Annotated in this window: 17 protein-coding genes, 5 tRNA genes and 3 rRNA genes; 22 read left to right on the top strand and 3 right to left on the bottom strand. The window is 47.7% G+C overall.

All coding sequences use genetic code 11. The features are described 5' to 3' along the window. Nucleotides 1–239: 239 nt before the first annotated feature. Entirely contained in the window at nt 240–1523 is a 1284-nt protein-coding gene (hemL, locus tag ACUHGC_RS10315) for a glutamate-1-semialdehyde 2,1-aminomutase (protein ID WP_446833221.1), read from the bottom strand. A 212-nt stretch (nt 1524–1735) separates the two neighbouring features. Between hemL and wecA the strand changes: the two genes are divergently transcribed. The 22 genes from wecA (at nt 1736) to degS (ending at nt 22695) form a co-directional block, all read left to right on the top strand. After that, nucleotides 1736–2812 carry a UDP-N-acetylglucosamine--undecaprenyl-phosphate N-acetylglucosaminephosphotransferase gene (wecA, locus tag ACUHGC_RS10310; RefSeq protein WP_446833220.1) on the top strand — a complete coding sequence of 359 codons (1077 nt, stop codon included), beginning with the start codon at nt 1736–1738 and terminating at the stop codon, nt 2810–2812. A gap of 29 nt (nt 2813–2841) precedes the next feature. Further along, a complete protein-coding gene (locus ACUHGC_RS10305; RefSeq protein WP_446833219.1) occupies nt 2842–3783 on the top strand; it encodes a Wzz/FepE/Etk N-terminal domain-containing protein in 942 nt (313 codons plus the stop codon). Beyond that, nucleotides 3776–4912, top strand: a complete 1137-nt coding sequence (gene wecB, locus ACUHGC_RS10300; protein ID WP_446833218.1) for a non-hydrolyzing UDP-N-acetylglucosamine 2-epimerase — start codon at nt 3776–3778, stop codon at nt 4910–4912. Before ACUHGC_RS10305 ends, wecB begins: the two co-directional genes overlap by 8 nt. Before the next feature lie 7 nt (nt 4913–4919). Continuing rightward, entirely contained in the window at nt 4920–6191 is a 1272-nt protein-coding gene (wecC, locus tag ACUHGC_RS10295; protein ID WP_446833217.1) for a UDP-N-acetyl-D-mannosamine dehydrogenase, read from the top strand. Between the two features lie 11 nt (nt 6192–6202). After that, nucleotides 6203–6916, top strand: coding sequence for a dTDP-4-amino-4,6-dideoxy-D-galactose acyltransferase (gene rffC, locus ACUHGC_RS10290; RefSeq protein WP_446833216.1), 714 nt, complete (start codon nt 6203–6205; stop codon nt 6914–6916). 32 nt (nt 6917–6948) lie between these two features. Then, a complete protein-coding gene (gene rffA / locus ACUHGC_RS10285; protein ID WP_446833215.1) occupies nt 6949–8085 on the top strand; it encodes a dTDP-4-amino-4,6-dideoxygalactose transaminase in 1137 nt (378 codons plus the stop codon). A 19-nt stretch (nt 8086–8104) separates the two neighbouring features. Next, nucleotides 8105–9382, top strand: a complete 1278-nt coding sequence (gene wzxE, locus ACUHGC_RS10280; RefSeq protein ID WP_446833214.1) for a lipid III flippase WzxE — start codon at nt 8105–8107, stop codon at nt 9380–9382. Continuing rightward, entirely contained in the window at nt 9379–10446 is a 1068-nt protein-coding gene (locus tag ACUHGC_RS10275) for a TDP-N-acetylfucosamine:lipid II N-acetylfucosaminyltransferase (protein WP_446833213.1), read from the top strand. Before wzxE ends, ACUHGC_RS10275 begins: the two co-directional genes overlap by 4 nt. Nucleotides 10447–10450: 4 nt before the next feature. Then, nucleotides 10451–11806 carry an ECA oligosaccharide polymerase gene (wzyE, locus tag ACUHGC_RS10270; protein ID WP_446833212.1) on the top strand — a complete coding sequence of 452 codons (1356 nt, stop codon included), beginning with the start codon at nt 10451–10453 and terminating at the stop codon, nt 11804–11806. A gap of 15 nt (nt 11807–11821) precedes the next feature. Next, complete coding sequence (wecG, locus tag ACUHGC_RS10265; protein WP_446833211.1) at nt 11822–12550, top strand: lipopolysaccharide N-acetylmannosaminouronosyltransferase; 729 nt, start codon at nt 11822–11824, stop codon at nt 12548–12550. 139 nt (nt 12551–12689) lie between these two features. After that, nucleotides 12690–12766, top strand: a tRNA-Arg gene (locus ACUHGC_RS10260). 43 nt (nt 12767–12809) lie between these two features. Continuing rightward, nucleotides 12810–12885: transfer RNA gene (locus ACUHGC_RS10255), tRNA-His, on the top strand. A gap of 38 nt (nt 12886–12923) precedes the next feature. Further along, nucleotides 12924–13000: transfer RNA gene (locus tag ACUHGC_RS10250), tRNA-Pro, on the top strand. Between the two features lie 196 nt (nt 13001–13196). After that, a 16S ribosomal RNA gene (locus ACUHGC_RS10245) occupies nt 13197–14737 on the top strand. Between the two features lie 68 nt (nt 14738–14805). Then, nucleotides 14806–14882, top strand: a tRNA-Ile gene (locus tag ACUHGC_RS10240). Nucleotides 14883–15009: 127 nt separating this feature from the next. Further along, nucleotides 15010–15085, top strand: a tRNA-Ala gene (locus ACUHGC_RS10235). 322 nt (nt 15086–15407) lie between these two features. After that, a 23S ribosomal RNA gene (locus ACUHGC_RS10230) occupies nt 15408–18413 on the top strand. A gap of 173 nt (nt 18414–18586) precedes the next feature. Next, a 5S ribosomal RNA gene (rrf, locus tag ACUHGC_RS10225) occupies nt 18587–18702 on the top strand. The 16S, 23S and 5S rRNA genes sit together here with 5 tRNA genes alongside, the layout of an rRNA operon. 182 nt (nt 18703–18884) lie before the next feature. Then, nucleotides 18885–19772 (top strand): IS256 family transposase, variant Zn-binding type, encoded by an 888-nt coding sequence (locus ACUHGC_RS10220; RefSeq protein WP_446834861.1) that lies wholly within the window; start codon nt 18885–18887, stop codon nt 19770–19772. A gap of 239 nt (nt 19773–20011) precedes the next feature. After that, nucleotides 20012–20485 carry a transcriptional regulator NrdR gene (nrdR, locus tag ACUHGC_RS10215; protein WP_446833210.1) on the top strand — a complete coding sequence of 158 codons (474 nt, stop codon included), beginning with the start codon at nt 20012–20014 and terminating at the stop codon, nt 20483–20485. Between the two features lie 6 nt (nt 20486–20491). Beyond that, entirely contained in the window at nt 20492–21646 is a 1155-nt protein-coding gene (gene ribD / locus ACUHGC_RS10210) for a bifunctional diaminohydroxyphosphoribosylaminopyrimidine deaminase/5-amino-6-(5-phosphoribosylamino)uracil reductase RibD (protein WP_446833209.1), read from the top strand. Further along, nucleotides 21640–22695: an outer membrane-stress sensor serine endopeptidase DegS gene (degS, locus tag ACUHGC_RS10205; protein WP_446833208.1), complete on the top strand. Its 1056-nt coding sequence runs from the start codon at nt 21640–21642 to the stop codon at nt 22693–22695. The genes ribD and degS overlap by 7 nt, the downstream gene beginning before the upstream one ends. 46 nt (nt 22696–22741) lie before the next feature. Here degS and ACUHGC_RS10200 read toward each other — a convergent pair whose 3' ends face one another. After that, the gene (locus ACUHGC_RS10200) at nt 22742–23701 is read right to left on the bottom strand and encodes an AEC family transporter (RefSeq protein WP_446833207.1); all 960 of its coding nucleotides are present in this window, start codon (nt 23699–23701) and stop codon (nt 22742–22744) included. Nucleotides 23702–23816: 115 nt separating this feature from the next. Continuing rightward, nucleotides 23817–25337 (bottom strand): ribosome biogenesis GTPase Der, encoded by a 1521-nt coding sequence (gene der, locus ACUHGC_RS10195; protein WP_446833206.1) that lies wholly within the window; start codon nt 25335–25337, stop codon nt 23817–23819. Nucleotides 25338–25499 lie beyond the last annotated feature (162 nt).

Raw genomic sequence — 25499 nt, 5'->3', positions numbered from 1 at the left:
TAATCGTTTCTCCGCGCAATCTCAAGCAGTAAATTGTATCGTTTTTAGTGAGAGAGTATGGTTAGTTCAAAAAATACAGCATTGATGATAATCCTTTGAATTATTTATGAACATATTACGGGTAATAACGATACAAATTAAAGAGCAAACATCATGAATGAATAATGGTATTCAGTTTTAGTCAAGCTGATTCAGGACCCTATTTAGTAGAGCCTGAATCAGTTTTATTTCGCAATGAGTTAGCTCCATGTCACAAAACACGCCTCGGCAGCATCCAAGGTTTGTTCGATATCCGCTTCGCTGTGTGCCAATGACATAAAGCCGGCTTCAAAGGCGGAAGGGGCGAGGTACACGCCTTGTTCCAGCATGGCATGGAAAAACTGCTTAAAGCGTTCGCTGTCGCACGCCATGACCTGTTGATAGCTGCTGACTTCCGCTTGATCGGTGAAGTAAATGCCGAACATTCCGCCGACGTAGTTAACAACCAACGGAATGCCGTGCTTGGCGGCGCGTTGTTTCAGACCTTCTGCCAGTTGCTTGGTAAGCTGCGCTAATTTTTGTTCGTTACCGCACTTTGACAGTTCGGTTAAGCAGGCAAGCCCTGCCGCCATTGCAATCGGGTTGCCCGACAGCGTGCCGGCTTGATAAACCGGGCCGAGCGGAGCGAGGTGGTGCATAATCGCTTTTTTGCCGCCGAATGCGCCGACCGGCATACCGCCGCCGATCACTTTGCCTAAGCAGGTGAGATCGGGGGTGACTTGATAATGCGTTTGTGCGCCGCCTAAAGCGACACGGAAGCCGGTCATCACTTCGTCGATAATCAATAGCGCGCCATACTGATCGCACAGTGCGCGTAAGCCTTGCAGGAAGCCGTCTTTTGGCGGCACGCAATTCATGTTGCCGGCAACCGGTTCGACGATAATACAAGCGATCTCTTGCGGGTATTGTTCGAATACGCTTTTGACCGAATCCAAATCGTTATATTGGCAAACTTGGGTGTGCTTGGTGAAATCGGCAGGCACACCCGGTGAGCTGGGTTGCCCTAACGTCAGTGCGCCGGAGCCTGCTTTGACCAGCAGCGCATCGGCGTGCCCATGATAGCAGCCTTCAAATTTAATGATTTTATCGCGTTGGGTGTAGCCGCGAGCCAGACGAATTGCCGACATAGTGGCTTCGGTGCCGGAGCTGACCATGCGCACCATTTCCATTGACGGAACCAGTTTGCATACCAGCTCTGCCAGTTCAATCTCAAGTGCGGTCGGTGCGCCGAAACTCAGCCCTTTTTGCGCGGTTTCAATCACGGCATTGCGAATCGCCGGGTAGTTATGCCCTAAAATCATCGGGCCCCAAGAGCCGACATAATCAATATATTGTTTACCGTCGCTGTCATAAATATAAGCGCCATCGGCTTTTTCGATAAATAACGGGCTGCCGCCGACGCCTTTAAACGCGCGAACCGGCGAATTAACGCCGCCCGGGATAACGTGTTGAGCTTGTTGAAAGAGTTGTTCTGAATGTGTCATTGCTTTGTTCCTGTTGCAGTCATCACGAGAGGCGAGTATTGTACTTTAAATTGATCTTTTTTACGCAGAAATAAAAAAAGATTATCGGCTAAATTTATCTTATGCTATTCTTGCGCAATTCGGAGCAGCTGAAAATAAAGCGGCTGTTTTTATCAAGTGGTTGTTAAACCACAATAATATGTGGATGTTATTTCCAGAAAATGAAGTTTTATATGTGGCTGTCCTTATTATTGCCTTTTATCGTTTCATTTTGTGCGCTTATCTTGATTCGGCCTGTGGCGCAAAAAGTCGGGCTGGTCGATAAACCGAATTACCGCAAACGTCATCAGGGGGCGATTCCGCTGATTGGCGGATTGGCGCTGTTCATCGGCAACCTTTGCTTCTATTTGTTGCAATGGAACGAAATGCGTTTTCCTTATCTTTATCTCCTGTGCGTCAGCGTGCTGTTGATTGTCGGTGTGTTTGACGATCGCTTTGATATCAGCCCGTTTCTGCGCGCGCTGATTCAAGTGATTCTTGCCGGAATGATGCTCCATTATGCACATCTGGAGCTAGCGTCACTCGGGCAAATTATCGGGCCGTTCCAACTGCGGCTGGGATCGTTGTCATTCGTGGTGACTGTGCTGATCACTTTGGCGGTGATTAACGCGTTTAACATGATCGACGGAATCGACGGCTTGCTCGGCGGATTGTCGAGTGTCACGTTCGGCGCGGTGGCGCTGTTGATGTTGCTGGACGGACAAATTAATCTCGCCTTGTGGTGTTTTGCGCTGATCCTGGTGATTTTGCCGTACGCGCTGTTTAATCTCGGGGTGTTCGGCGTACAGAATAAAGTGTTTATGGGCGATTCCGGCAGCACCTTGATCGGCTTTACTGTGATTTGGATCTTATTGCTGAGCACACAAGGCAGCGGGCATCCGATTAATCCGGTGACCGCACTTTGGGTGATCGCGATTCCGTTAATTGACATGGTGGCGGTGATTTTCCGCCGTCTGCGCAAAGGCAAAAGCCCGTTTCGTCCCGATCGCTTACACTTGCACCATTTGCTAATGCGCGCCGGCTTAAGCTCGCGCCAAGCGCTGTTTTTAATCACCGCGGTTGCTGCGCTGTTTGCCGGCTTCGGCATTCTCGGCGAAATTTATTATATTGATGAATGGATCATGTTCGGATTATTTATCCTGCTGTTCTTCGTCTACTACTATTCCATTACACGCGCTTGGCGGGTTACACGCTTCATTAAACGAATGCGCCGCCGTACACAGCGTAGTCAAAAACGTCATCAGATCTGAGAAGATCATCATAAAAAAGGAACTTTTTTATGCCTGAAGTATTACAAAAACCGGCAACCCTGACAGCCCCGTATTTGATCGAACGATTGGATCTATTGGCTTTCGTCAACATTTTGTGGCGCAAAAGCTGGCTGATTCTGCTGCTGGTGCTGCTCTCAAGTGCGGTTGCCTATGCGTTAACCGCTTTTGTGATGAAGCCGTCATGGCGCGCCGAGGCGTATATTGAAGTGCCGCAAGAGAGCCAGCTCGGCAATTATTATGCGCTGTATAATATGTATCAGCTGATCGAGGCCAAACCAAGCGAGCAGCCAAGTGAGGTTGAAAGCCCATTGCCGCAAACTATTTTTCAACAATTTAAACAGCAGGTGAAAGCCTATGACGTGCTGAAAAATTTCTGGCTACAGAGTGATTATTACAAACAGATGCTGAACGGTGATAAAGTACACGATGACGCCTTATTAGAGCGCTTGATCGCTGCGATTAGCTTAACAGAAGGCAATGCGCGCAATAACAGCAACGACAAAATCGAATTAACGTTGGACAATCCAAAACAGGCGGCGGAATTGCTGACTGCGTTTATGGCTTATGCCAACCTCAGCACCCGTCAAGCGGAATACGGCAATTTAATCGCCAAATGGAAAAACCTGTTTGATCGCGTAACATTAGCGGCAAATCACAATCTGGGACATGATCAGCAAGGGCAACTGGTTTCGGCTGCCGTATGGCAAAGTAAACTGGCGATGATGACCTCGGTTCAGCCGTTGGACAACCAATTCAATGCGTTTCACTATTTAAAAACCCCGGTGCAACCGTTAACGCCGCATAGCCCGAACCAAATGTTATGGATCTTGAGCGCCGGATTTATCGGCTTATTACTCGGTTGCGCGCTGGCGATTATTTTGGCGCTGCGCGGTTTTGCCCGCGCGACACAAACAAAAACAGAACAGCAAACGGGAGCGAACAATGGCTAAATTCAAAGTATTAACGGTTTTCGGCACCCGTCCCGAAGCGATAAAAATGGCGCCGTTGGCGCAAGCGCTAGCAGAGGATCCGCAAATTGACGCTAAAGTGTGCGTTACCGCGCAGCACCGTGAAATGCTTGATCAAGTGTTAAACCTGTTTGAACTGGTGCCGGATTATGATTTAAACATCATGAAAACAGGGCAGGATTTAACCGACATCAGCGTGCGGATTTTACAAGAACTAAGAGCGGTATTAGCGGAGTTTAAACCCGATTTAGTGCTGGTGCACGGCGATACCACCACCACGTTTGCCGCCAGCCTTGCTTGTTATTATCAGCAGATTAAAATCGGACATATCGAAGCAGGCTTGCGCACCGGCAATATCTATTCGCCGTGGCCGGAAGAGGGCAACCGTTGCCTGACGGGCGCGATCGCAAGTTATCATTTTGCGCCGACCTTAAGTTCACAACAAAATTTGCTGGCGGAAAATAAACCGGCAGACAATATTGTGGTGACCGGCAACACCGTGATTGACGCATTATTGTGGGTGAAGCAAAAGCTCGCCACCGAAACCGCACTTTCCGAATCGCTGGCACAAGCCTATCCGTTTTTGGATCCGCAGAAAAAGCTGGTGCTGGTGACCGGACATCGACGCGAAAGTTTTGGAGCCGGATTTGAACGAATCTGCGAAAGTTTAGCCACGCTGGCAACACGGCATCCGGATATTCAAATTCTTTATCCGATGCACCTCAATCCGAATGTACGCGAACCGGTGGAGCGTTGGCTAAAACAGATCGACAATGTATTTTTGATCGAACCGCAGGATTATTTGCCGTTTGTGTATTTGATGAACCGCAGTTATCTGATTTTGACCGATTCCGGCGGCATTCAGGAAGAAGCCCCGTCATTGGGCAAACCGGTTTTAGTGATGCGCGATACCACCGAGCGACCGGAAGCGGTGGCGGCAGGCACGGTGCGTTTGGTCGGCACCGATCCGCAGAAAATTATATCTGAAGTAGAGCGGTTGTTGAGTGACGATGCCCATTATCAATCAATGGCAAAAGCTAACAACCCTTATGGCGACGGTAAGGCTTGCGAAAGAATCGTTACCGCCATTAAGCAATTTTTAACAGAGTAGATGCAATATGAACACAGAATTTAATACCATTTCCGTTATCGGCTTAGGCTACATCGGCTTGCCGACCGCAACCGCTTTTGCCAGCAGCGGCAAACGCGTTTTGGGCGTTGATTTAAACCGTTATGCGGTCGACACCATTAATCAAGGCAAAATTCATATTGTCGAGCCGGATTTGGATGTGGCGGTGAAAAGTGCGGTTGAAAAAGGGCTGCTGACAGCAAGCACTAAAGTGCTGCCTGCGGATGCGTTTTTAATTGCGGTGCCGACACCGTTTAAAGATCATTATCAACCGGATTTAAGCTATGTCGAATCTGCGGCGAAAAGCATTGCGCCGGTGTTACAAAAAGGCAATCTGGTGGTGTTGGAATCGACCTCGCCGGTCGGCGCCACCGAAGAGGTGGAAAATTGGCTGTCTGAATTACGCCCGGATTTAACTTTTCCGTCGAAAGCCGGGGATGAGGCGGATATTAAATTGGCATACTGCCCGGAACGTGTACTGCCCGGCAAAATTATGCAGGAATTGTTCTCGAACGACCGAGTGATCGGCGGTTTATCATCTGCGTGCGCCGAAAAGGCATCGCGTTTGTACAAATTATTCGTACAAGGTGAGTGTATTGTCACCAACGCACGCACCGCAGAAATGTGCAAACTGACCGAAAACAGCTTCCGTGATGTGAATATTGCGTTTGCCAATGAATTGTCATTAATTTGCGATCACTTGCAGATCAGCGTATGGGAATTAATCAAATTAGCGAATCGCCACCCGCGCGTGAACATTCTGCAACCGGGGGCGGGCGTTGGCGGACACTGTATTGCGGTTGATCCGTGGTTTATCGTGGCACAAAGCCCGGAACAAGCCCGCTTGATCCGCACCGCGCGCGAAGTCAACGATTACAAACCGCACTGGGTGATTGAACAAGTGAAAAAAGCGCTGGCGGAAGCGGTGACCGAGCGCAATTGCAAAGCGTCGGATATCACGATTGCCTGCTTAGGTTTAGCCTTTAAGCCGGATATTGACGATTTGCGCGAAAGCCCGGCGGTGGAAATCACCGCGGAATTGGCAGACTGGCACGCAGGCAAGCTGCTGGCGGTTGAACCGAACATTGAAAAACTGTCGGCGCAATTGCAGCAGAAAGTCGAATTGGCGAGCTTAGAGCAAGCGCTGGAAACGGCTGATATTTTGGTCTTGCTGGTTGATCACAAACAGTTTAAAGCGGTCGATCAGAAAACCGTCAGCCAGCAGTGGCTGATTGATACGCGCGGCATTTGGCGCGGTTAAACGGCAATTTTATGCAGGCGAACAACATCACCCTCGAGCGCAACGCATGGGAAAGTGATTTCTTTGCGACGGAAATCGGTAAGTTATACTTTGCGTCCGATTGGCAGCCAAGTCGCGCGGAGGCAAGCCAAAGTGCGGTATTTGATGGCTTTGATCTGGTGCAATGCAAACTCAGCGCCGATCAAAATGCGCAGATCCGCTATTTGCAGCAACTGGGATTTCAGTTTGTCGAAGGTGAATTGGATTTTTGCTTGCCGTTGACGGCGGTTAACATCACGCCGTCAACCGCCATTCGCGCCGAGCACGATGATATTGCCGAGCTGGAAGCGCTGTTCGGCTCGGCATTTTCCGCCAGTCGTTTTCGTCAGCCATGGTTTAGTACTGAGCAAAATCAGCAATTCTACCGCACTTGGATTCGTAAAGCAGTGCTAGGTGAATTTGATCATCTCTGTTTACTGCTGCGCGATCCGCAAGCTGAACTTCAAGGGGCGATCAGCTTGCGAACGCTAGATGCCAACAATGCGCGGGTCGGACTATTAGCAGTGGCGGAACACGCCAGAGGGCAGGGGATTGCCAAACGACTGTTGCAAAGTGCGGTTAACTGGTGCTTGCAGCAACAGCATAAACAACTCTGGATTGCCACACAAAGCGGCAATCAAGCCGCAATCAATTTGTACCAACAACACGGGCAAATTGCACAGATTTCTTATTGGTTTTATCGCTAAAGGCGATAGCCACTCGCAGAACGAGGGATAACATGATTCCATTTAACAAACCACCGGTTGTCGGTACAGAACAACAACATATTGCTAACGCTTTAATTTCAGGAAAATTGAGCGGCGACGGTCCATTTACCAAGTTGGCTGAACAGTGGCAGCAACAGCATTTTGGCGCGAAAAAAGTATTGTTAACGCCGTCTTGCACCGCCTCGCTTGAAATGGCTGCATTGCTGATCGATATTCAACCGGGCGATGAAGTGATCATGCCGAGCTACACCTTTGTTTCTACCGCCAATGCTTTTGTATTGCGTGGCGCGAAAATTGTATTTGTAGATGTGCGCCCGGATACCATGAACATCGATGAAACGAAAATAGAAGCGGCGATCAGCACAAAAACCAAAGCAATCGTGCCGGTGCATTATGCCGGTGTGGCGTGCGAAATGGACGCCATTATGGCACTTGCCGAAAAATATAAACTATGGGTGATCGAAGATGCCGCACAAGGGGTGATGTCGAGCTACAAAGGCAAGGCGCTTGGCACGATCGGACACATCGGCTGCTATAGTTTCCATGAAACCAAAAATTACACCGCCGGCGGCGAAGGCGGCGCAACTTTAGTGAATGATGAAACGTTAATCGAACGGGCAGAAATTATCCGCGAAAAAGGTACTAACCGCAGTCAATTTTTCCGTGGGCAAGTGGATAAATATACTTGGCGTGATATGGGATCGAGCTTTTTGATGTCGGATCTGCAAGCTGCGTATCTGTATGCGCAACTGGAAGCGGCGGATGAAATTAATCAGCGCCGTTTGGCAATTTGGGCGCGTTATTACCAAGCTTTCCAGCCATTCACTAGCCAACGAGTCCAATTGCCGAGCATTCCACAAGAGTGTCGTCACAATGCGCATATGTTCTATTTGAAACTGAATGACGTGGCTGACCGCACTTCGTTTATTGACGCCTTAAAAGCACAAGATATTTTGAGTGTGTTCCACTATGTGCCGTTGCACTCCAGTCCTGCAGGGGAAAAGTTTGGGCGTTTCGATGGTGAAGATCAGTTTACCACGCGTGAAAGCGAACGTTTAGTGCGTTTACCGCTATTCTATAATATGTGTGATGAAGAAATCGAACGCGTAATTGCCGCGGCAACGGCGTATTTACAGCAAACGGTTTAGTTTGCTGCGCGAACGGATTATGAAAAAATCTCTCGGCTCGACCACCCTTTGGACCGCAGCCTCCACCGTCGCCAAAATTTTTGTCGGTTTGCTGGCGGTGAAGCTGTTGGCGATCGCCTTTGGCACCGAAGGCGTTGGGCGTGCGGCGAACTACATGACGCTGCTCACCGTATTGGGCGTATTTGCGGGGGCGGGCATTTTTAACGGCGTGACCAAATATGTAGCGGAATACGAACAACAGCCATTACAGCTGCAACGGACGCTAGCCACTTCATCAACGATTATTCTTGGTTTCTCGTTGTTATTAGGTGTCACTTTATTACTGTTTGCCACGCCGATTGCCGATTTTTTATTTGCCGAAGCGGGCTATCAAAATGTGATTCGGCTACTGGCGCTGTTGCAATTCGGCATTGCGCTGAGTAACTATTTTTTAGCGATTTTGCGCGGACAGCGTAATGCCAAAGCTAATGCGCTGAGTATTATTCTTGGTGCGTTACTCGGGGTGATAGGTTTCCTGCTGGGGCTGTTTGTGTTTGGGTATCAAGGCGCCTTGGTCGGTTTAGCTATCGTGCCGGCGGTTACTATCATACCGGCTTATTTTCTGTTAACAAAGCGCCAATCCAATTTTTCATTGACACTGTTGAAACCGCACTTTGATCGCGCGCAAGCGAAAAAACTGCTTAAATTTTCCGGCATGGTATTTGTCACCGCGATCACCTTGCCGTTGGCATATATTTTAATGCGTGATTGGTTGCAGGATGCGTACAGTATGCACGATGTTGGCTTGTGGCAAGGGGTGAGTAAAATTTCGGATGCCTATTTGCAATTTATCACCGCTGCCTTTTCGGTGTATTTACTGCCGACGTTTTCCAAATTGAACGCGCCGCAGCCGATCAAGCAAGAAGTGTGGAAGGCGTTAAAATTTGTCTTGCCAACAGTATTGGTGGTGAGCTGTGCGATCTATTTACTGCGCGATCTCGTGATCCGCATTTTGTTTTCCGAGCAATTTTTGCCCATGGAAAACCTGTTTTTATGGCAGCTGCTGGGGGATGTATTCAAAGTTTCGGCATATATTTTTGGCTATTTGATCGTGGCAAAAGCCGCCTTGAAACTGTATGTGTTGGCGGAAATCGTACAATTTTCGCTGTTGCTCGGTACATCTTATTGGCTGATTCCGTTGCACGGCGCGCAGGGCGCGACGCAATCATACATGATTACTTATATTAGTTATTTTCTGCTGTGTGCAATTGGCTTTGCTGTCTATCAAAAACGCACCGCACATAAGGAAACCGCATGAGAGTTTGCCATATTTTAGGCTCGGATATTCCGCAACATAATCAAACCGTTATGCAGTTTTTCCGCACCCAATTATGGGATCGGATTCCGCCGCAGGCGCGTGCCAGTTTTTATCTTGTCGGCAAAGCCCAGCAGGATGATCCGCCGGAAGTGGTGCGTTTTAAGAGCAAAAAAGCGCTGGCACAATTTTTGCGTGCGGAAGTAAAACAGCGCGATGACACATTTTACCTGTTGCACGGGCAATTTAACGTGGCGATTTGGTTGGCGATTTTGTGCAATCAACTGCCGTTAGCGCGTCTTGGCTGGCATATTTGGGGCGCGGATTTATATGAAGATTCTCAACAATGGAAGTTTAAGCTGTTTTATCCGCTGCGTCGTTTAGCACAGAAAAAGTTGCGCCATGTATTCGGCACGGTGGGCGATTTGGCGCAGTTTAAACGGATTAATCCGAATGCCGAGCAAACGGTGCTGTATTTCCCGACCAAAATGGATCCGTCATTGCAACCTGTGCCAAAAGCACAAAGTGCGGTTGAACAACCGCCGTTAACGATTTTGTTAGGCAATTCGGGTGATCCTTCAAATCGTCATCTTGAGGCGTTGCAACAGATCAAACAGGCATTGGGCGATAATGTTCGGATTGTGGTTCCAATGGGCTATCCTGAAGATAATCAGCCGTATATTGCGCAAGTGAAAGCCAAAGCGCAGGCGCTGTTTGCTCCAAGTGCGGTTGAGGTGTTGGAACAACGGATGGATTTTGCTGATTATTTAACTTTGCTGTCAGGCTGTGATTTGGGCTATTTTATTTTCTCTCGTCAGCAAGGAATCGGCACGATTTGCCTGTTAACCCAATTTGATATTCCGCTGGTGCTGAATCCTGAAAATCCGTTTTGTTTGGATATGCGCCAGCAACAGATCCCGTTTATTCCAATGTCAGAACTCACGCCGGCACGCGTGGCGGAGAGCAAAGTGCGGTTAGCGCACTTGGATAAACGGAAAATTGATTTTTTTGCGCCGAATTTCGCCGACGGCTGGCTGCAACTGTTAACCAAATGGGGACAAAAATAGCAAGATGCTGAGTTTAACGCAATTGAGCGCATTGGTGCTGCTATATACTTTTTCGCTGGTATTGATCGGCTATTTGGCGTATCAATCTTTTAAGCAAGTGCGGTTTTCGTTCCAATTATTGTTTACGCTGATCTATCTGCTGACCTTTTATCTCGGCTTCCCGTTCAGTATGCTGCTGGCATTCGGGTTTAACGTGCAGCCACTGCCGTTTGAAACCTTGTTTATCGCGCTGTTTTCGGCATTAGTTTTTTATATAGTGTATTACGTTTGTTACAAAGTGCGGTTATCACCACTAGTTGCAAATTCGCCACACCAACCGACCGCACTTTCGGCTGTTGCGCACGCACGCCAAAACTCAAGCTCTGAGGGAATACTCAGTGCATTGCTGTTATTGCTGGTCGCACTCGGTACGATTGGCGCATTTTTTAGTTTAAACGGCTTTTTATTATTTAAATTAGACAGTTACAGCAAGATTTTTTCCCACGGCAGCGGCACGGCGTTAAAGCGATTTTTCTATTTCTTTTTGCCGGCATTGCTGATTTTTTACTTTTTAAAACCAACCAAATTAAATTGGGTGCTGTTCTTATTGTTTGGTGTCGGCTTTGGGGTATTGACCTATTTGCTGGTCGGCGGCACGCGCGCTAATATTGCACTAGCAGTGGCGATTTTCTTTTTTATTGGTATCAGCAAGCAATATATTTCAATCATGACGCTAGCTATTGCAGGCGCGGTGGCGATTGTAGCAATGTTCGGCTTGGCATTGGCGCGCTATGGCTTGGATGTGAGCGGCAGCGAAGCGTTTTATACTTTTTTATATTTAACCCGGGATACCTTTTCACCGTGGGAAAACTTGGCGTTGCTGTTTTCGCATTACTCGCAAATCGAATTTCAAGGCTTAGCGCCGATTATGCGCGATTTTTATGTGTTTATCCCGAAAGATCTTTGGGAAAATCGCCCGGACTTAGTGGTCAACTCCGCCAACTATTTCACTTGGGAAGTGCTGAACTATTACGCGGGGCTGGCGATTTCACCGACGCTGCTCGGTTCGTTTCTAATTATGGGCGGAATTCCGTTTATGCTTTTGGGCGCAATAGTGTGCGGCTGGCTGCTGAAAGGCATGGATTTTCTATATCAACATGGCAAACAGACCGCCCATCGCAGCCATAGCGCACTGATTCAGGCGTATTGTTTTGCCAACATTTTTAATTTGATTGTATTGGTGCGAGAGGGAATGGATGCGTTTGTGTCGCGTTGGGTATTCTTTTCATTGATTTTTGTCACAGCAGTGCTGATCAGTAAATTAGTTGTACTGCTGTTGCGGCAAACAGGCTGCATTCGGCACAAAGGGATTGCGAAATAAAGCAGGAGAAACAGGATGATTGAAAAAGTCGCGATTCGCGGTATCGATATTTTGGCGGTTCAAGATCAAACCGCATTTTTGGATTTTTTACTAAATGAACAAGGCGTGCAATACGGTAAATTAATTGCGATTAACGCTGAAAAAATCATCACCGCCGAAAAGCAACCGGAAATTAAAGAATTGTTGCAAAATGCCGAATTTAAATATGCGGACGGCATGAGTATTGTGAAATCCATTCATAAAAAATATCCGCAATACCAAAATCTGAAGCGCGTGGCGGGTTGTGATTTATGGTATGCGTTAATGGAAAAAGCAGGTAAGCTGCAAACACCGGTTTTTTTGGTCGGCGGGCAGCCGGAAGTGTTAGAACAAACCCAACAAAAGTTGCAAACCCAGTGGAATGTGAATCTGGCCGGTGTACAAGACGGCTATTTTAAACCGGAACAGCAAACAGCGCTGATTGAAACAATTAAAAACAGCGGGGCGAAAATTGTTACCGTGGCGATGGGTTCGCCGAAGCAAGAGCGGTTTATGTTGGCGTGTCAGCAGGCTTATCCGCAGGCGCTATACATGGGTGTGGGCGGAACTTATGATGTGTTCACCGGCAGAGTAAAACGTGCACCGCTAATTTGGCAAAAAGCCAATCTGGAGTGGCTATATCGCCTGTTAAGCCAGCCGACTCGCTGGCGTAGACAAGTGAACCTATTAAAATATGCTTATTACTATTTCACGAATAAATTGTGATCTTGCCAGCAAAATAAACAGAATGTTGGCAAATAGTAAGCAATCTGCATATTTTAACAGCAGGCAAGAAAAAAAATAAAAAAATCACTAGACAAGCAATTGAGAAACACTTAATATGCGCTCCGCAACGACGCGATGTGCGCTCGTAGCTCAGTTGGATAGAGCGTTGGCCTCCGGAGCCAAAGGTCTCAGGTTCGAATCCTGTCGAGCGCGCCATGCGTTCGCATTTTGATTCAGCTAACGCTTGTCAACAACAATGGTGGCTATAGCTCAGTTGGTAGAGCCCTGGATTGTGATTCCAGTTGTCGTGGGTTCAAGTCCCATTAGCCACCCCAAATTTTGCTTCTGGTTTGTATTAACGAGAAGCAACCATCGGCGAGTAGCGCAGCTTGGTAGCGCAACTGGTTTGGGACCAGTGGGTCGTAGGTTCAAATCCTATCTCGCCGACCATTTCACTTTTATAAAGTTGAAATCGCCTTGTCTTAGTTGAAAGATAAAGCAAGGTTTTTTGTTCTTTAACAATTTATCAGACAATCTGTGTGGGCACTTGTGCAAGACATTGGTATGAAAATTTTAAATATTAAAGTCTTAATGAGTGCTGAAGTAAATTTATTTTAGGTCAGATATTCATTGAGCGATTGAACTTGAATTGAAGAGTTTGATCATGGCTCAGATTGAACGCTGGCGGCAGGCTTAACACATGCAAGTCGAGCGGTAACAGGGGGGAGCTTGCTTCCTTGCTGACGAGCGGCGGACGGGTGAGTAATGCTTGGGGATCTGCCTTATGGAGGGGGATAACGACGGGAAACTGTCGCTAATACCGCGTAGTATCGAGAGATTAAAGTGTGGGACTTTTCGGAGCCATGCGCCATAAGATGAACCCAAGTGAGATTAGGTAGTTGGTGGGGTAATGGCCTACCAAGCCCGCGATCTCTAACTGGTCTGAGAGGATGACCAGTCACACTGGGACTGAGACACGGCCCAGACTCCTACGGGAGGCAGCAGTGGGGAATATTGCGCAATGGGGGCAACCCTGACGCAGCCATGCCGCGTGAATGAAGAAGGCCTTCGGGTTGTAAAGTTCTTTCGGTGATGAGGAAGGGGCTAATTTTAATAGGGTTAGTCATTGACGTTAGTCACAGAAGAAGCACCGGCTAACTCCGTGCCAGCAGCCGCGGTAATACGGAGGGTGCGAGCGTTAATCGGAATAACTGGGCGTAAAGGGCACGCAGGCGGATAGATAAGTGAGATGTGAAATCCCCGAGCTTAACTTGGGAACTGCATTTCATACTGTTTATCTAGAGTATTGTAGAGAGGGGTAGAATTCCACGTGTAGCGGTGAAATGCGTAGAGATGTGGAGGAATACCGGAGGCGAAGGCGGCCCCTTGGACAAATACTGACGCTCATGTGCGAAAGCGTGGGGAGCAAACAGGATTAGATACCCTGGTAGTCCACGCTGTAAACGATGTCGATTTAGGGGTTGGGTGTATATCTGGCTCTTGTAGCTAACGCGTTAAATCGACCGCCTGGGGAGTACGGCCGCAAGGTTAAAACTCAAATGAATTGACGGGGGCCCGCACAAGCGGTGGAGCATGTGGTTTAATTCGATGCAACGCGAAGAACCTTACCTACTCTTGACATCCAGAGAATCCTGTAGAGATACGGGAGTGCCTTCGGGAGCTCTGAGACAGGTGCTGCATGGCTGTCGTCAGCTCGTGTTGTGAAATGTTGGGTTAAGTCCCGCAACGAGCGCAACCCTTATCCTTTGTTGCCAGCGATTCGGTCGGGAACTCAAAGGAGACTGCCGGTGATAAACCGGAGGAAGGTGGGGATGACGTCAAGTCATCATGGCCCTTACGAGTAGGGCTACACACGTGCTACAATGGCGTATACAGAGGGTGGCGAGTCAGCGATGATGAGCAAATCTCTTAAAGTGCGTCGTAGTCCGGATTGGAGTCTGCAACTCGACTCCATGAAGTCGGAATCGCTAGTAATCGCAAATCAGAATGTTGCGGTGAATACGTTCCCGGGCCTTGTACACACCGCCCGTCACACCATGGGAGTGGGTTGTACCAGAAGTAGATAGCTTAACCTTCGGGGGGGCGTTTACCACGGTATGATTCATGACTGGGGTGAAGTCGTAACAAGGTAACCGTAGGGGAACCTGCGGTTGGATCACCTCCTTAGTAGATTGATGTGTTGTATAGGTGTTCACACAGATTGTTTGATAAGAAAGAAGAGAGTATTCCTCGGCAGGCTTGTAGCTCAGGTGGTTAGAGCGCACCCCTGATAAGGGTGAGGTCGGTGGTTCAAGTCCACTCAGGCCTACCAATTCTACTTATTCTGCGCCCTTTTAATGGTTGCGATGCTCATGTATTAACATACATTGCGCTTCTCACCTTAAAATGACTTTGAATAAGCGAATTGGCTAACGGAAGGGAATACAAAAGACTGACGAGGGGCTATAGCTCAGCTGGGAGAGCGCCTGCCTTGCACGCAGGAGGTCAGCGGTTCGATCCCGCTTAGCTCCACCAATCCTGTTGGTTGTTAGGTTTTGCGATTAATAGTGAATTTTCTTCGAGCACGGTAATATCGAAGTGCGGTAAGAGAATTGAGTATTGGTTGAAAAACTGATTTGTTCTTTAAAAATTTGGACACAAGCTAAAAACTGAAGAGAACTCAAGCGAGTTGTTTTTGATGAATGAAAGTTTATTGAAGATAACATCGTAAGAGCTGAGTAATCGAGAAATCGAAGGACTTGTTGAGTGATAAAAGGCACTTGATAGGTCAGCGTAGGGAAACTTACGCACGAGTCAATTGAGACAGCGTCAGGGATGAAAACTCTTGAGGTTGTATGGTTAAGTGACTAAGCGTGCAGGGTGGATGCCTAGGCAGTCAGAGGCGAAGAAGGACGTGCTAATCTGCGAAAAGCGTGGAGGAGTTGATAAGAAGCGCTATCACTCCACGATATCCGAATGGGGAAACCCAGTGGGTGAAGAACCCACTATCAACACATGAATCCATAGTGTGTTGAGGCGAACCGGGAGAACTGAAACATCTCAGTACCCCGAGGAAAAGAAATCAACCGAGATTCTGTAAGTAGCGGCGAGCGAACGCGGAAGAGCCGTTAGTGATAGCGATGGAATTAGGAGAATGTGCTGGGAAGCACAATCGTAGAGGGTGATAATCCCGTATCCGAAGATTCCATTGTGGTACTAGGCTAACAACAAGTAGGGCGGGACACGAGAAATCCTGTTTGAAGATGGGGGGACCATCCTCCAAGGCTAAATACTCCTGACTGACCGATAGTGAACCAGTACCGTGAGGGAAAGGCGAAAAGAACCCTGGTGAAGGGAGTGAAATAGAACCTGAAACCCTGTACGTACAAGCAGTGGGAGCCTCTTTAATGGGGTGACTGCGTACCTTTTGTATAATGGGTCAGCGACTTATATTATGTAGCGAGGTTAACCGAATAGGGGAGCCGAAGGGAAACCGAGTCTTAACTGGGCGAGTAGTTGCATGATATAGACCCGAAACCCGGTGATCTAGCCATGGGCAGGTTGAAGGTTGGGTAACACTAACTGGAGGACCGAACCGACTACTGTTGAAAAAGTAGCGGATGACTTGTGGCTGGGGGTGAAAGGCCAATCAAACCGGGAGATAGCTGGTTCTCCCCGAAATCTATTTAGGTAGAGCCTTAGATGAATACCTTCGGGGGTAGAGCACTGTTTCGGCTAGGGGGTCATCCCGACTTACCAACCCGATGCAAACTGCGAATACCGAAGAGTAATATCTAGGAGACACACGGCGGGTGCTAACGTTCGTCGTGGAGAGGGAAACAACCCAGACCGCCAGCTAAGGTCCCAAAGTACTAGTTAAGTGGGAAACGAAGTGGGAAGGCTTAGACAGCTAGGATGTTGGCTTAGAAGCAGCCACCATTTAAAGAAAGCGTAATAGCTCACTAGTCGAGTCGGCCTGCGCGGAAGATGTAACGGGGCTAAAACTAGTCACCGAAGCTGCGGCATCAGGCGTATCACTAATACGCCTTAAGCTTAACAACTTACGAGTGGAATGAGTAAGTTGGTCAAGCCCTTTAAACGTTGAGACGGTATGCTGTTGAATCGGCGTGAGGAAGGATTATTAGTGATACGCCTGTTGGGTAGGGGAGCGTTGTGTAAGCGGAAGAAGGTGTATTGAGAAGTATGCTGGACGTATCACAAGTGCGAATGCTGACATAAGTAACGATAAAGGGGGTGAAAAACCCCCTCGCCGGAAGACCAAGGGTTCCTGTCCAACGTTAATCGGGGCAGGGTGAGTCGGCCCCTAAGGCGAGGCTGAAGAGCGTAGTCGATGGGAAACGGGTTAATATTCCCGTACTTGTTATAAGAGCGATGTGGGGACGGAGCAGGTTAAGTGAGCCGGGTGACGGAAGTCCCGGTCCAAGCGTGTAGGATGGATGATTAGGCAAATCCGGTCATTTAAATCAGAGGCGTGATGGGGAGACTCTACGGAGTCGAAGTTGCCGATACCACACTTCCAGGAAAAGCCGCTAAGCTTATCTTATAATAAACCGTACTGAAAACCGACACAGGTGGTCAGGTAGAGAATACTCAGGCGCTTGAGAGAACTCGGGTGAAGGAACTAGGCAAAATAGCACCGTAACTTCGGGAGAAGGTGCGCTGATGGTAATTGAAGTCCTTATCGGATGGAGGTGAAGTCAGTCGAAGATACCAGCTGGCTGCAACTGTTTATTAAAAACACAGCACTCTGCAAACACGAAAGTGGACGTATAGGGTGTGACGCCTGCCCGGTGCTGGAAGGTTAATTGATGATGTGAGAGCATTTGATCGAAGCCCCAGTAAACGGCGGCCGTAACTATAACGGTCCTAAGGTAGCGAAATTCCTTGTCGGGTAAGTTCCGACCTGCACGAATGGCGTAATGATGGCCAGGCTGTCTCCACCCGAGACTCAGTGAAATTGAAATCGCCGTGAAGATGCGGTGTACCCGCGGCTAGACGGAAAGACCCCGTGAACCTTTACTATAGCTTGACACTGAACATTGAATTTTGATGTGTAGGATAGGTGGGAGACTATGAAGTAGCAATGCCAGTTGTTATGGAGTCGTTGTTGAAATACCACCCTTTAAGGTTTGATGTTCTAACACAGACTGCGGAACGTGGTCGTGGACAGTGTCTGGTGGGTAGTTTGACTGGGGCGGTCTCCTCCCAAAGCGTAACGGAGGAGTACGAAGGTTTGCTAATCACGGTCGGACATCGTGAGGTTAGTACAATGGTATAAGCAAGCTTGACTGCGAGACGGACATGTCGAGCAGGTGCGAAAGCAGGTCATAGTGATCCGGTGGTTCTGAATGGAAGGGCCATCGCTCAACGGATAAAAGGTACTCCGGGGATAACAGGCTGATACCGCCCAAGAGTTCATATCGACGGCGGTGTTTGGCACCTCGATGTCGGCTCATCACATCCTGGGGCTGAAGTAGGTCCCAAGGGTATGGCTGTTCGCCATTTAAAGTGGTACGCGAGCTGGGTTTAGAACGTCGTGAGACAGTTCGGTCCCTATCTGCCGTGGGCGTTGGAGAATTGAAAGGGGCTGCTCCTAGTACGAGAGGACCGGAGTGGACGCACCGCTGGTGTTCCAGTTGTTTCGCCAGAAGCATTGCTGGGTAGCTACGTGCGGAAGAGATAAGTGCTGAAAGCATCTAAGCACGAAACTTGCCTTGAGATGAGTTCTCCCCGACTAAGAGTCGGTAAGGGTTGTTTAAGACTAAGACGTAGATAGGCGGGGTGTGTAAGTGTAGTGATATATTGAGCTAACCCGTACTAATTGCCCGAGAGGCTTAACCATACAACGCTCAAGGGTTTTTGAGTTGAGGATAGAGTCAACTAGAGAACCTGATAAGAAAGAGTTTTTGAAGAGATTAGCTTGTGACCGAATAAAGAATAGCGTGACGCACGAAAGAATAGATACGAAAGTATAGATAAGTACGAACGAACAAAATGACAATCAAGCCGAATTATTCCGGCGGCGATAGTGCAGTAGTCCCACCTGATTCCATGCCGAACTCAGAAGTGAAATGCTGTAACGCCGATGGTAGTGTGGGGTCTCCCCATGTGAGAGTAGGACACCGCCGGATTTTATATAAGATAGCCCCTGTATCGAGAGATGCAGGGGTTTTTGTTTTGGGACGCTTTTAGAAAAAATAGGCATAGTAGACAAAAATGTGGCTGAAATCTCGCTTAATCCCTTATAGAATAAGGCGTTAAGTGAGATTTTTTAAAATGACCAAAAAATTGCTATTTCTGTGGTTCAGAACGCATTAAAAAACACGGTAAAAATTCAGGCAAGCAACGCTATAAATGCTTGGATTGTTTACGGACATATTCTCACACAAATTACCTTCAATCCGCCCAAATCTGGCACGATTACACCGTCGGAAAACAGACGTATAAGCAGCTTGCGTTAACCTATGATTGTTCGGTCAGGACTATCCAAAGGCACCTGAAAAAAGCCCCTAAAACGCCACTCAGCACACCGCAAACCACAATGTTGAATCTTATTATGGATGTCACTTTTTTCGGGCGACAATTCGGCGTATTAGTCATAATGGATTCCCGCTCAAAAAAGGTGATTTACCACCAAATCGTTCGTACCGAAAAGGACATTTACTATACCAAAGCCATCAATCGATTGCGTAAAAAAGGATTTATTATTCAATCTATTACTTGCGATGGGCGACGGGGCTTATTGAAAGATATATTTAATACGCCAACCCAAATGTGCCAATTTCACCTTGTTGCAATGGTGATTCGCAAGCTGACGAGAAACCCTAAATCCGTTGCCGGAAAGGAACTGAAAACAATGGTTAAAACACTCAAGCAGAGTCACAAAAATGACTTTTATGTCCGTTTGCATCACTGGTTTTTGCAGCATAAAGCTTACTTAGAAGAACGGTCTGATATACCCGATAATCAGGGTAAATTTCCTTATAAACATCGCAAATTGAGAGGGGCTTATGCCAGTATTAAACGCTATATGGATTACTTGTTTGTCTTTGAAAAATACCCGGAGTTACGGATAGAAAAAACGACAAATCGGCTGGAAGGGCTGTTTAAGGATTTAAAGCAGAAATTATCCGTTCATAATGGACTAAACCGAAGGAATAAGATTATGTTTATACAGGATTTTTTGAATAAAAAGAGCTAGAAAAACTAGCGCTTTAAGAGGAGTAGCCACAAAAATGTCTAATAGAAGCTTAGATCTCAAAATCAGCCACATTTTTGGCTACTATGCCAAAAAATATGGAGTCAAAGTGCGGTTGACCGCACTTTACTAAGAAAAAATGGGCAAATATCCAGATAATAACTATAATAGACTAAACGGCTTAGATTTCATGTTTATCTAATGAACTAGCATATAGCATACTGAAATAAAGAGAGGAACTCATGCATTGCCCTTTTTGTTCTGCGGAAGATACCAAGGTTATTGATTCGCGCTTAGTGGCGGACGGCTATCAAGTGCGCCGTCGTCGTGAATGCGCGCAATGTCGCGAGCGTTTTACCACCTTTGAAACGGCAGAATTGGTCACGCCAAAAATTATCAAAACGAACGGCAATCGAGTTCCCTTCGACGAGAAAAAATTACGCTCCGGTATGCTGCGGGCATTGGAAAAACGTCCGGTGAGTGCCGACGATATAGAAAAATCTATCAGTCATATTATTCATCAATTACAGGCTACCGGTGAGCGTGAGGTGCAAAGTAAATTGGTAGGGGCATTGGTGATGGATGAATTGAAGAGCCTGGATAAAGTGGCTTACATTCGTTTTGCGTCGGTTTATTTGAGCTTTGACGATGTTAAACAATTCGGGGATGAAATTGAGAAATTAACCGATGAAATGATCGCAAAAGAGCAAGGATAAGCGCCGATGACGACAGTATTTTCAGAACAAGATCAGCAATTTATGCAGCGAGCACTGGAATTGGCGAAGTTAGGACGTTGGACAACGGATCCTAATCCGCGTGTCGGGTGTGTGATTGTCAAAGACGGCGAAATCATTGGCGAAGGGTATCACTTAAAAGCGGGAGAAGGACACGCCGAAGTCAATGCGTTTGCACAATGTCGTCGGCAAAGTGCGGTCGGCGCAACCCTGTATGTGACATTGGAGCCTTGCTCACACTTTGGCAGAACGCCGCCTTGCGCGTTAAAAATTATCGAAAACGGCGTGAAACGCGTGGTGATCGCAATGCGTGATCCGAATCCTTTAGTTGCCGGAAAAGGGATTGCATTGCTGCAAGAAGCAGGAATTGAAGTTGCTGTCGGGCTATCTGAGGCGCAAGCGGAAGCATTAAACAAAGGATTTTTAAAACGAATGCGCAGCGGTCGCCCGTTTGTGCAATTGAAAATGGCGATGACGATTGACGGTAAAACCGTCACTGCGTCAGGCGAAAGTAAATGGATTACCGGTGAAGCGGCAAGGGCGGAAGTGCAAGATTACCGCGCCAGTGCCAGCGCGATTTTATCGGCGAGCGGCACGGTATTAGTTGACGATCCGCTGTTGAATGTACGCTGGCAGCAGCTGCCTGAGGCGATTCGACAGCATTATCCTGAGCAAAATATACGCCAACCGATTCGAATTATTATGGATTCAAAACATCGTATCCGTCCTTATCATAAGCTGTTTGGCATTGAAAGTGCGGTTTGGTTGGTGGGAAATGGCAATAAACTGCGCGATTTATCAGCGTTTCCTGATTTTGTGGAAGCGATTGAACTGAATGCGCAGCCAAGCCAACTGGCGGCGTTAATGCAAGAATTGGGCAAGCGCCAGATTAATACCCTGTGGATTGAAGCCGGTGCAAATTTAGCAGGTTCGCTGATTAGTGCAAATTTAGTCGATGAATTGATTGTATATATTGCGCCGAAATTATTGGGCGATCAAGCGCGTGGTCTATGTCATATGCCGGATCTGCACAAACTAGCGGACGCACCGCAATGGCAATTGGTCAGCAGTGAGCAAATCGGTGAGGATTTTAAAATGATCTATCGCCCAGCTGTTCAACATCAGTCGGAGGAGCAATGCTGAAAAAACTGTTGCAATCGGGGTTAATCGGTTTATGTGCCGCCGCCTTAGTGTTGGGCTTAATGCCGGTTTGGCAAAAAACCAGCTGGTTTAACGGTTCGGATTCTCCGCAAATTATCTCTTATGCGAGTGCGGTGCGGATTGCCGCGCCGGCGGTTGTCAACGTATATAATCAGGCATTGCAAGCCGATGCGAGTCTTGAAAATCGCGATCAACTGCGGGTCAATAATTTAGGATCGGGCGTGATTATGCGGGCGGACGGTTATATATTGACCAATCGTCATGTGATCGATCGTGCGGATCAGATCGTGGTTGCGTTGCAAAACGGACAAATCTATGAAGCCTCATTAATCGGTTCTGATAGCCTGACCGATTTGGCGGTGCTGAAAATTCAGGCGAGCAATTTACCCACAATTCCACAAAATAAAACCCGCCGAGTTTCTGTCGGCGATGTGGTGTTGGCAATCGGCAATCCGTATAACTTGGGGCAGAGTGTCAGCCAAGGAATTATCAGTGCGACCGGACGCAGTGCGCTAGGGGAAATCGGACGGCAGAATTTTATTCAAACTGACGCTTCGATTAATCGCGGCAATTCGGGCGGTGCGTTGATCAACACGGCAGGCGAGCTGATCGGCATTAATACCTTGAGCATTGGCAAAGACAGCACAGAAATTGCGGAAGGATTGAGTTTTGCGATTCCAATTGATATTGCCAATGATATTTTGAAAAAAATTATCCAAGACGGTCGGGTGATTCGCGGTTTCTTCGGGGTGGAAAGTCAGATTTTCTATAATAATGAAGATCAGTTGGGGCTGAATCAACGCGGGGTATTAGTGACCGCAGTTGCGCCGAACGGCCCGGCTGCACAGGCGGGGATTGCGGTTGGCGATTTAATCGTACAATTTAATGGCAAAGCGGTGAATTCGCCGACTGAGTTGCTGCAAATTATCTCCGATACTCGTCCGGGAACGGTGGTGAAGGTACAAGTTGAGCGTCTTGGGCAGTTGGTGGATTTGTCTGTCACCATTGCAGAATATCCTGCTCAGCGCTAACTAAAACAGAAAGTGCGGTTTAGCGCTTTCTGTTTGCAGCAACGCACTACATCCAATTCAATTGACGCAAAATAATAATGCCGAGAGAAGAACCGAACATCGCGGCGAAGGTAGTGATGCCGATGATATTGGCGGCAGTTTTGGCGTTGCCGCCCATGCTTCTGACCATCGCATAACTGGCGGCGGCGACCGGTGTTGCCGACATCAAGAAAATTACACCCAAATCAATGCCTTTCAATCCAAACGCACGTGCGATTAACACCATTACCAACGGCGCAACCAGCACCCGCCCGACACTTGCCCAAATGGCGACCGACGACGAGCTATCCATGGTTTTCAAATTCAAACTGGCGCCGGCGCATAGCAGCGCTAACGGCAAGGTCATATTTGCCAAATAATCGCCGGTGCTGATCAAGGTTGCCGGCAGGGTGAAGCCGAGGTGGCTAAACAGTAATGCCGCGACAATCGCAATAATCAACGGGTTTTTCAATAGCTGGATAAAAATATAACGCAGATTAGCTTTGCCACCTTCGGCGAGGGAACGACTGAGGGTAATCACCGCCAGTACGTTGAACAGCAGAGTAATCATCGCAGTGTAAACCGATGCGATCGCCAGTCCTGCCGAACCGTAAGCGTTGGCGCAAAGTGACAGCCCGATAATCCCGCTATTGGCGCGAAATACACCCTGCACAAAGGTACCGCGCTCTCGCTTATCGGCAACGTAACGCGCGGCAAACAGTTCCGCCAGTAAAAATAAAATAATCGTGCCAAGCATACCGAGTGCGACAATGGTAATTTGTGAAGCATAGTCAGTCGGGTTTTTAATAATGCTAAGAAATAACAACGCGGGCAGAGTGATATTAAACACCAATTTCGAGCCTTGATTGCTGAAATGGTCGTTAATCATGTTAATGCTTTTCAGGTAAATCCCCAGTAGCAGCATTAAAATATTGGGCAGAGTGACGCTGATTGAAAAAAGAATCGAATCTAAAAATGCGTTTTGCATAGAGTTTCCTTAGATGAAATCTATTTTATGATAGAGATTCTACAAGATAAATGCCAGCACCAAAGCCAATTGTGGCAAAAAAATCGCCGAACGAAGGTTCGGCGAGAGAGAAAGGTTATTTTTTCGATTTCTTAATGAATTTCATCAAACGTTTGCGTTTGCGTAGCTGGTTCGGCGTCAGGGTGTTGCGTCGTCCGGCAAACGGATTGTTGCCTTCTTGGAACTGAATCCGAATCGGCGTGCCGATAATTTTTAAGCTGTGGCGGTAGTAGTTTGACAGATAGCGCTTATAGGAATCTGCCAGTTTATCCAATTGGTTACCATGGATCACGATAATCGGCGGATTATGACCGCCCGGGTGCGCATATTTCAGCTTGATGCGTCTGCCGGATGCTAATGGCGGCTGATGTTCGTCGGTCGCCATTTGCAGAATACGCGTCAGCATCGAAGTAGAGAAACGCTTAGTAGCACACTGATAAGCTTCGGTGATCGAATCAAACAGATTGCCGACGCCGCTGCCGTGCAAAGCGGAAATAAAATGAATTCGTGCAAAATCAATAAAATCAAGGCGGCGATCCAGCTCGGATTTAATCTGATCTTTGGCATCCTGATTCAAGCCGTCCCACTTGTTGACCACGATCACCAATGAGCGACCGGCATTCAGGATAAAGCCTAACAGCGACAAATCCTGATCGGAAATTCCTTCGCGCGCATCAATGGTCAGTAGCACCACGTTAGCGTCTTGAATCGCTTGCAGGGTTTTAATTACTGAGAATTTTTCAACTGCCAGTGTCACTTTGCCGCGTTTGCGTACACCTGCGGTATCGATAATGGTGTATTGCTGACCGTCGCGTTCCATCGGAATGTAAATACTGTCACGGGTTGTGCCGGGCAAGTCATACACCACCACCCGATCTTCGCCGAGAATGCGGTTGGTTAAGGTGGATTTGCCGACATTCGGACGCCCGACAATCGCAATTTTAATATTTTTATGGCTGTCGTCTTCCGGCTGTTCTTCTGCCAGTGCGTTATCTAAAAGTGCGGTATCTTCTTCGTTGTTGAAGTCAAAATCGTGTTCCCACTGATCATCGTCGTGTTCGCCAACCGCACTTTCACCTTGTTCGTTTTGCTGTTGTTGCAGTTTTTCCGCAAACGGGGCTAATACGTCTTCAATCAAGTTGTTGACACCGCGTCCTTGCGCGGCGGCAATTTGTGCGATATCGCCTAAGCCTAATTGATAAAATTCGGCACAGTGTGAATCGGCGTCGATGCCGTCGGTTTTATTGGCAACCACCACCGTGGTTTTTTCACGTTGGCGTAAATAGTGGGCGATGCCGATATCCGGCGGAGTTAATCCGGCGCGCGCATCCACCATAAACAGCACTACATCGGCTTCGTCAATCGCCAATAGCGATTGTTCCGCCATTTTTTCTTCCACGCCTTCTTCGGTGCCGTCGATCCCGCCGGTGTCGATCACGATAAAATCATGTCCGCCGATATGCGCATGACCGTATTTACGATCACGGGTTAAGCCCGGAAAATCGGCAACCAGCGCATCGCGGGTGCGAGTTAAGCGGTTAAACAGCGTGGATTTGCCCACATTTGGACGCCCGACCAGGGCAATAACAGGAGTCATATAAAAACCTCGATTGACGGCAATGCGTCATATTCATTATTTTTGTTTTTATTCGTGATTATCGGTTTTGCTGTCGAAATAATGCGAAAGGGTGATAAGACGAATAAATTAAAGATGTGCCAGATGATACCGAATTTTACCGATAACGAATAGATAAATTTG

This window comes from Testudinibacter sp. P27/CKL/0425, from assembly GCF_052931395.1.
Note: the sequence above shows the minus strand (reverse complement) of the source record. Positions and strands in the feature narration are given on the sequence as shown.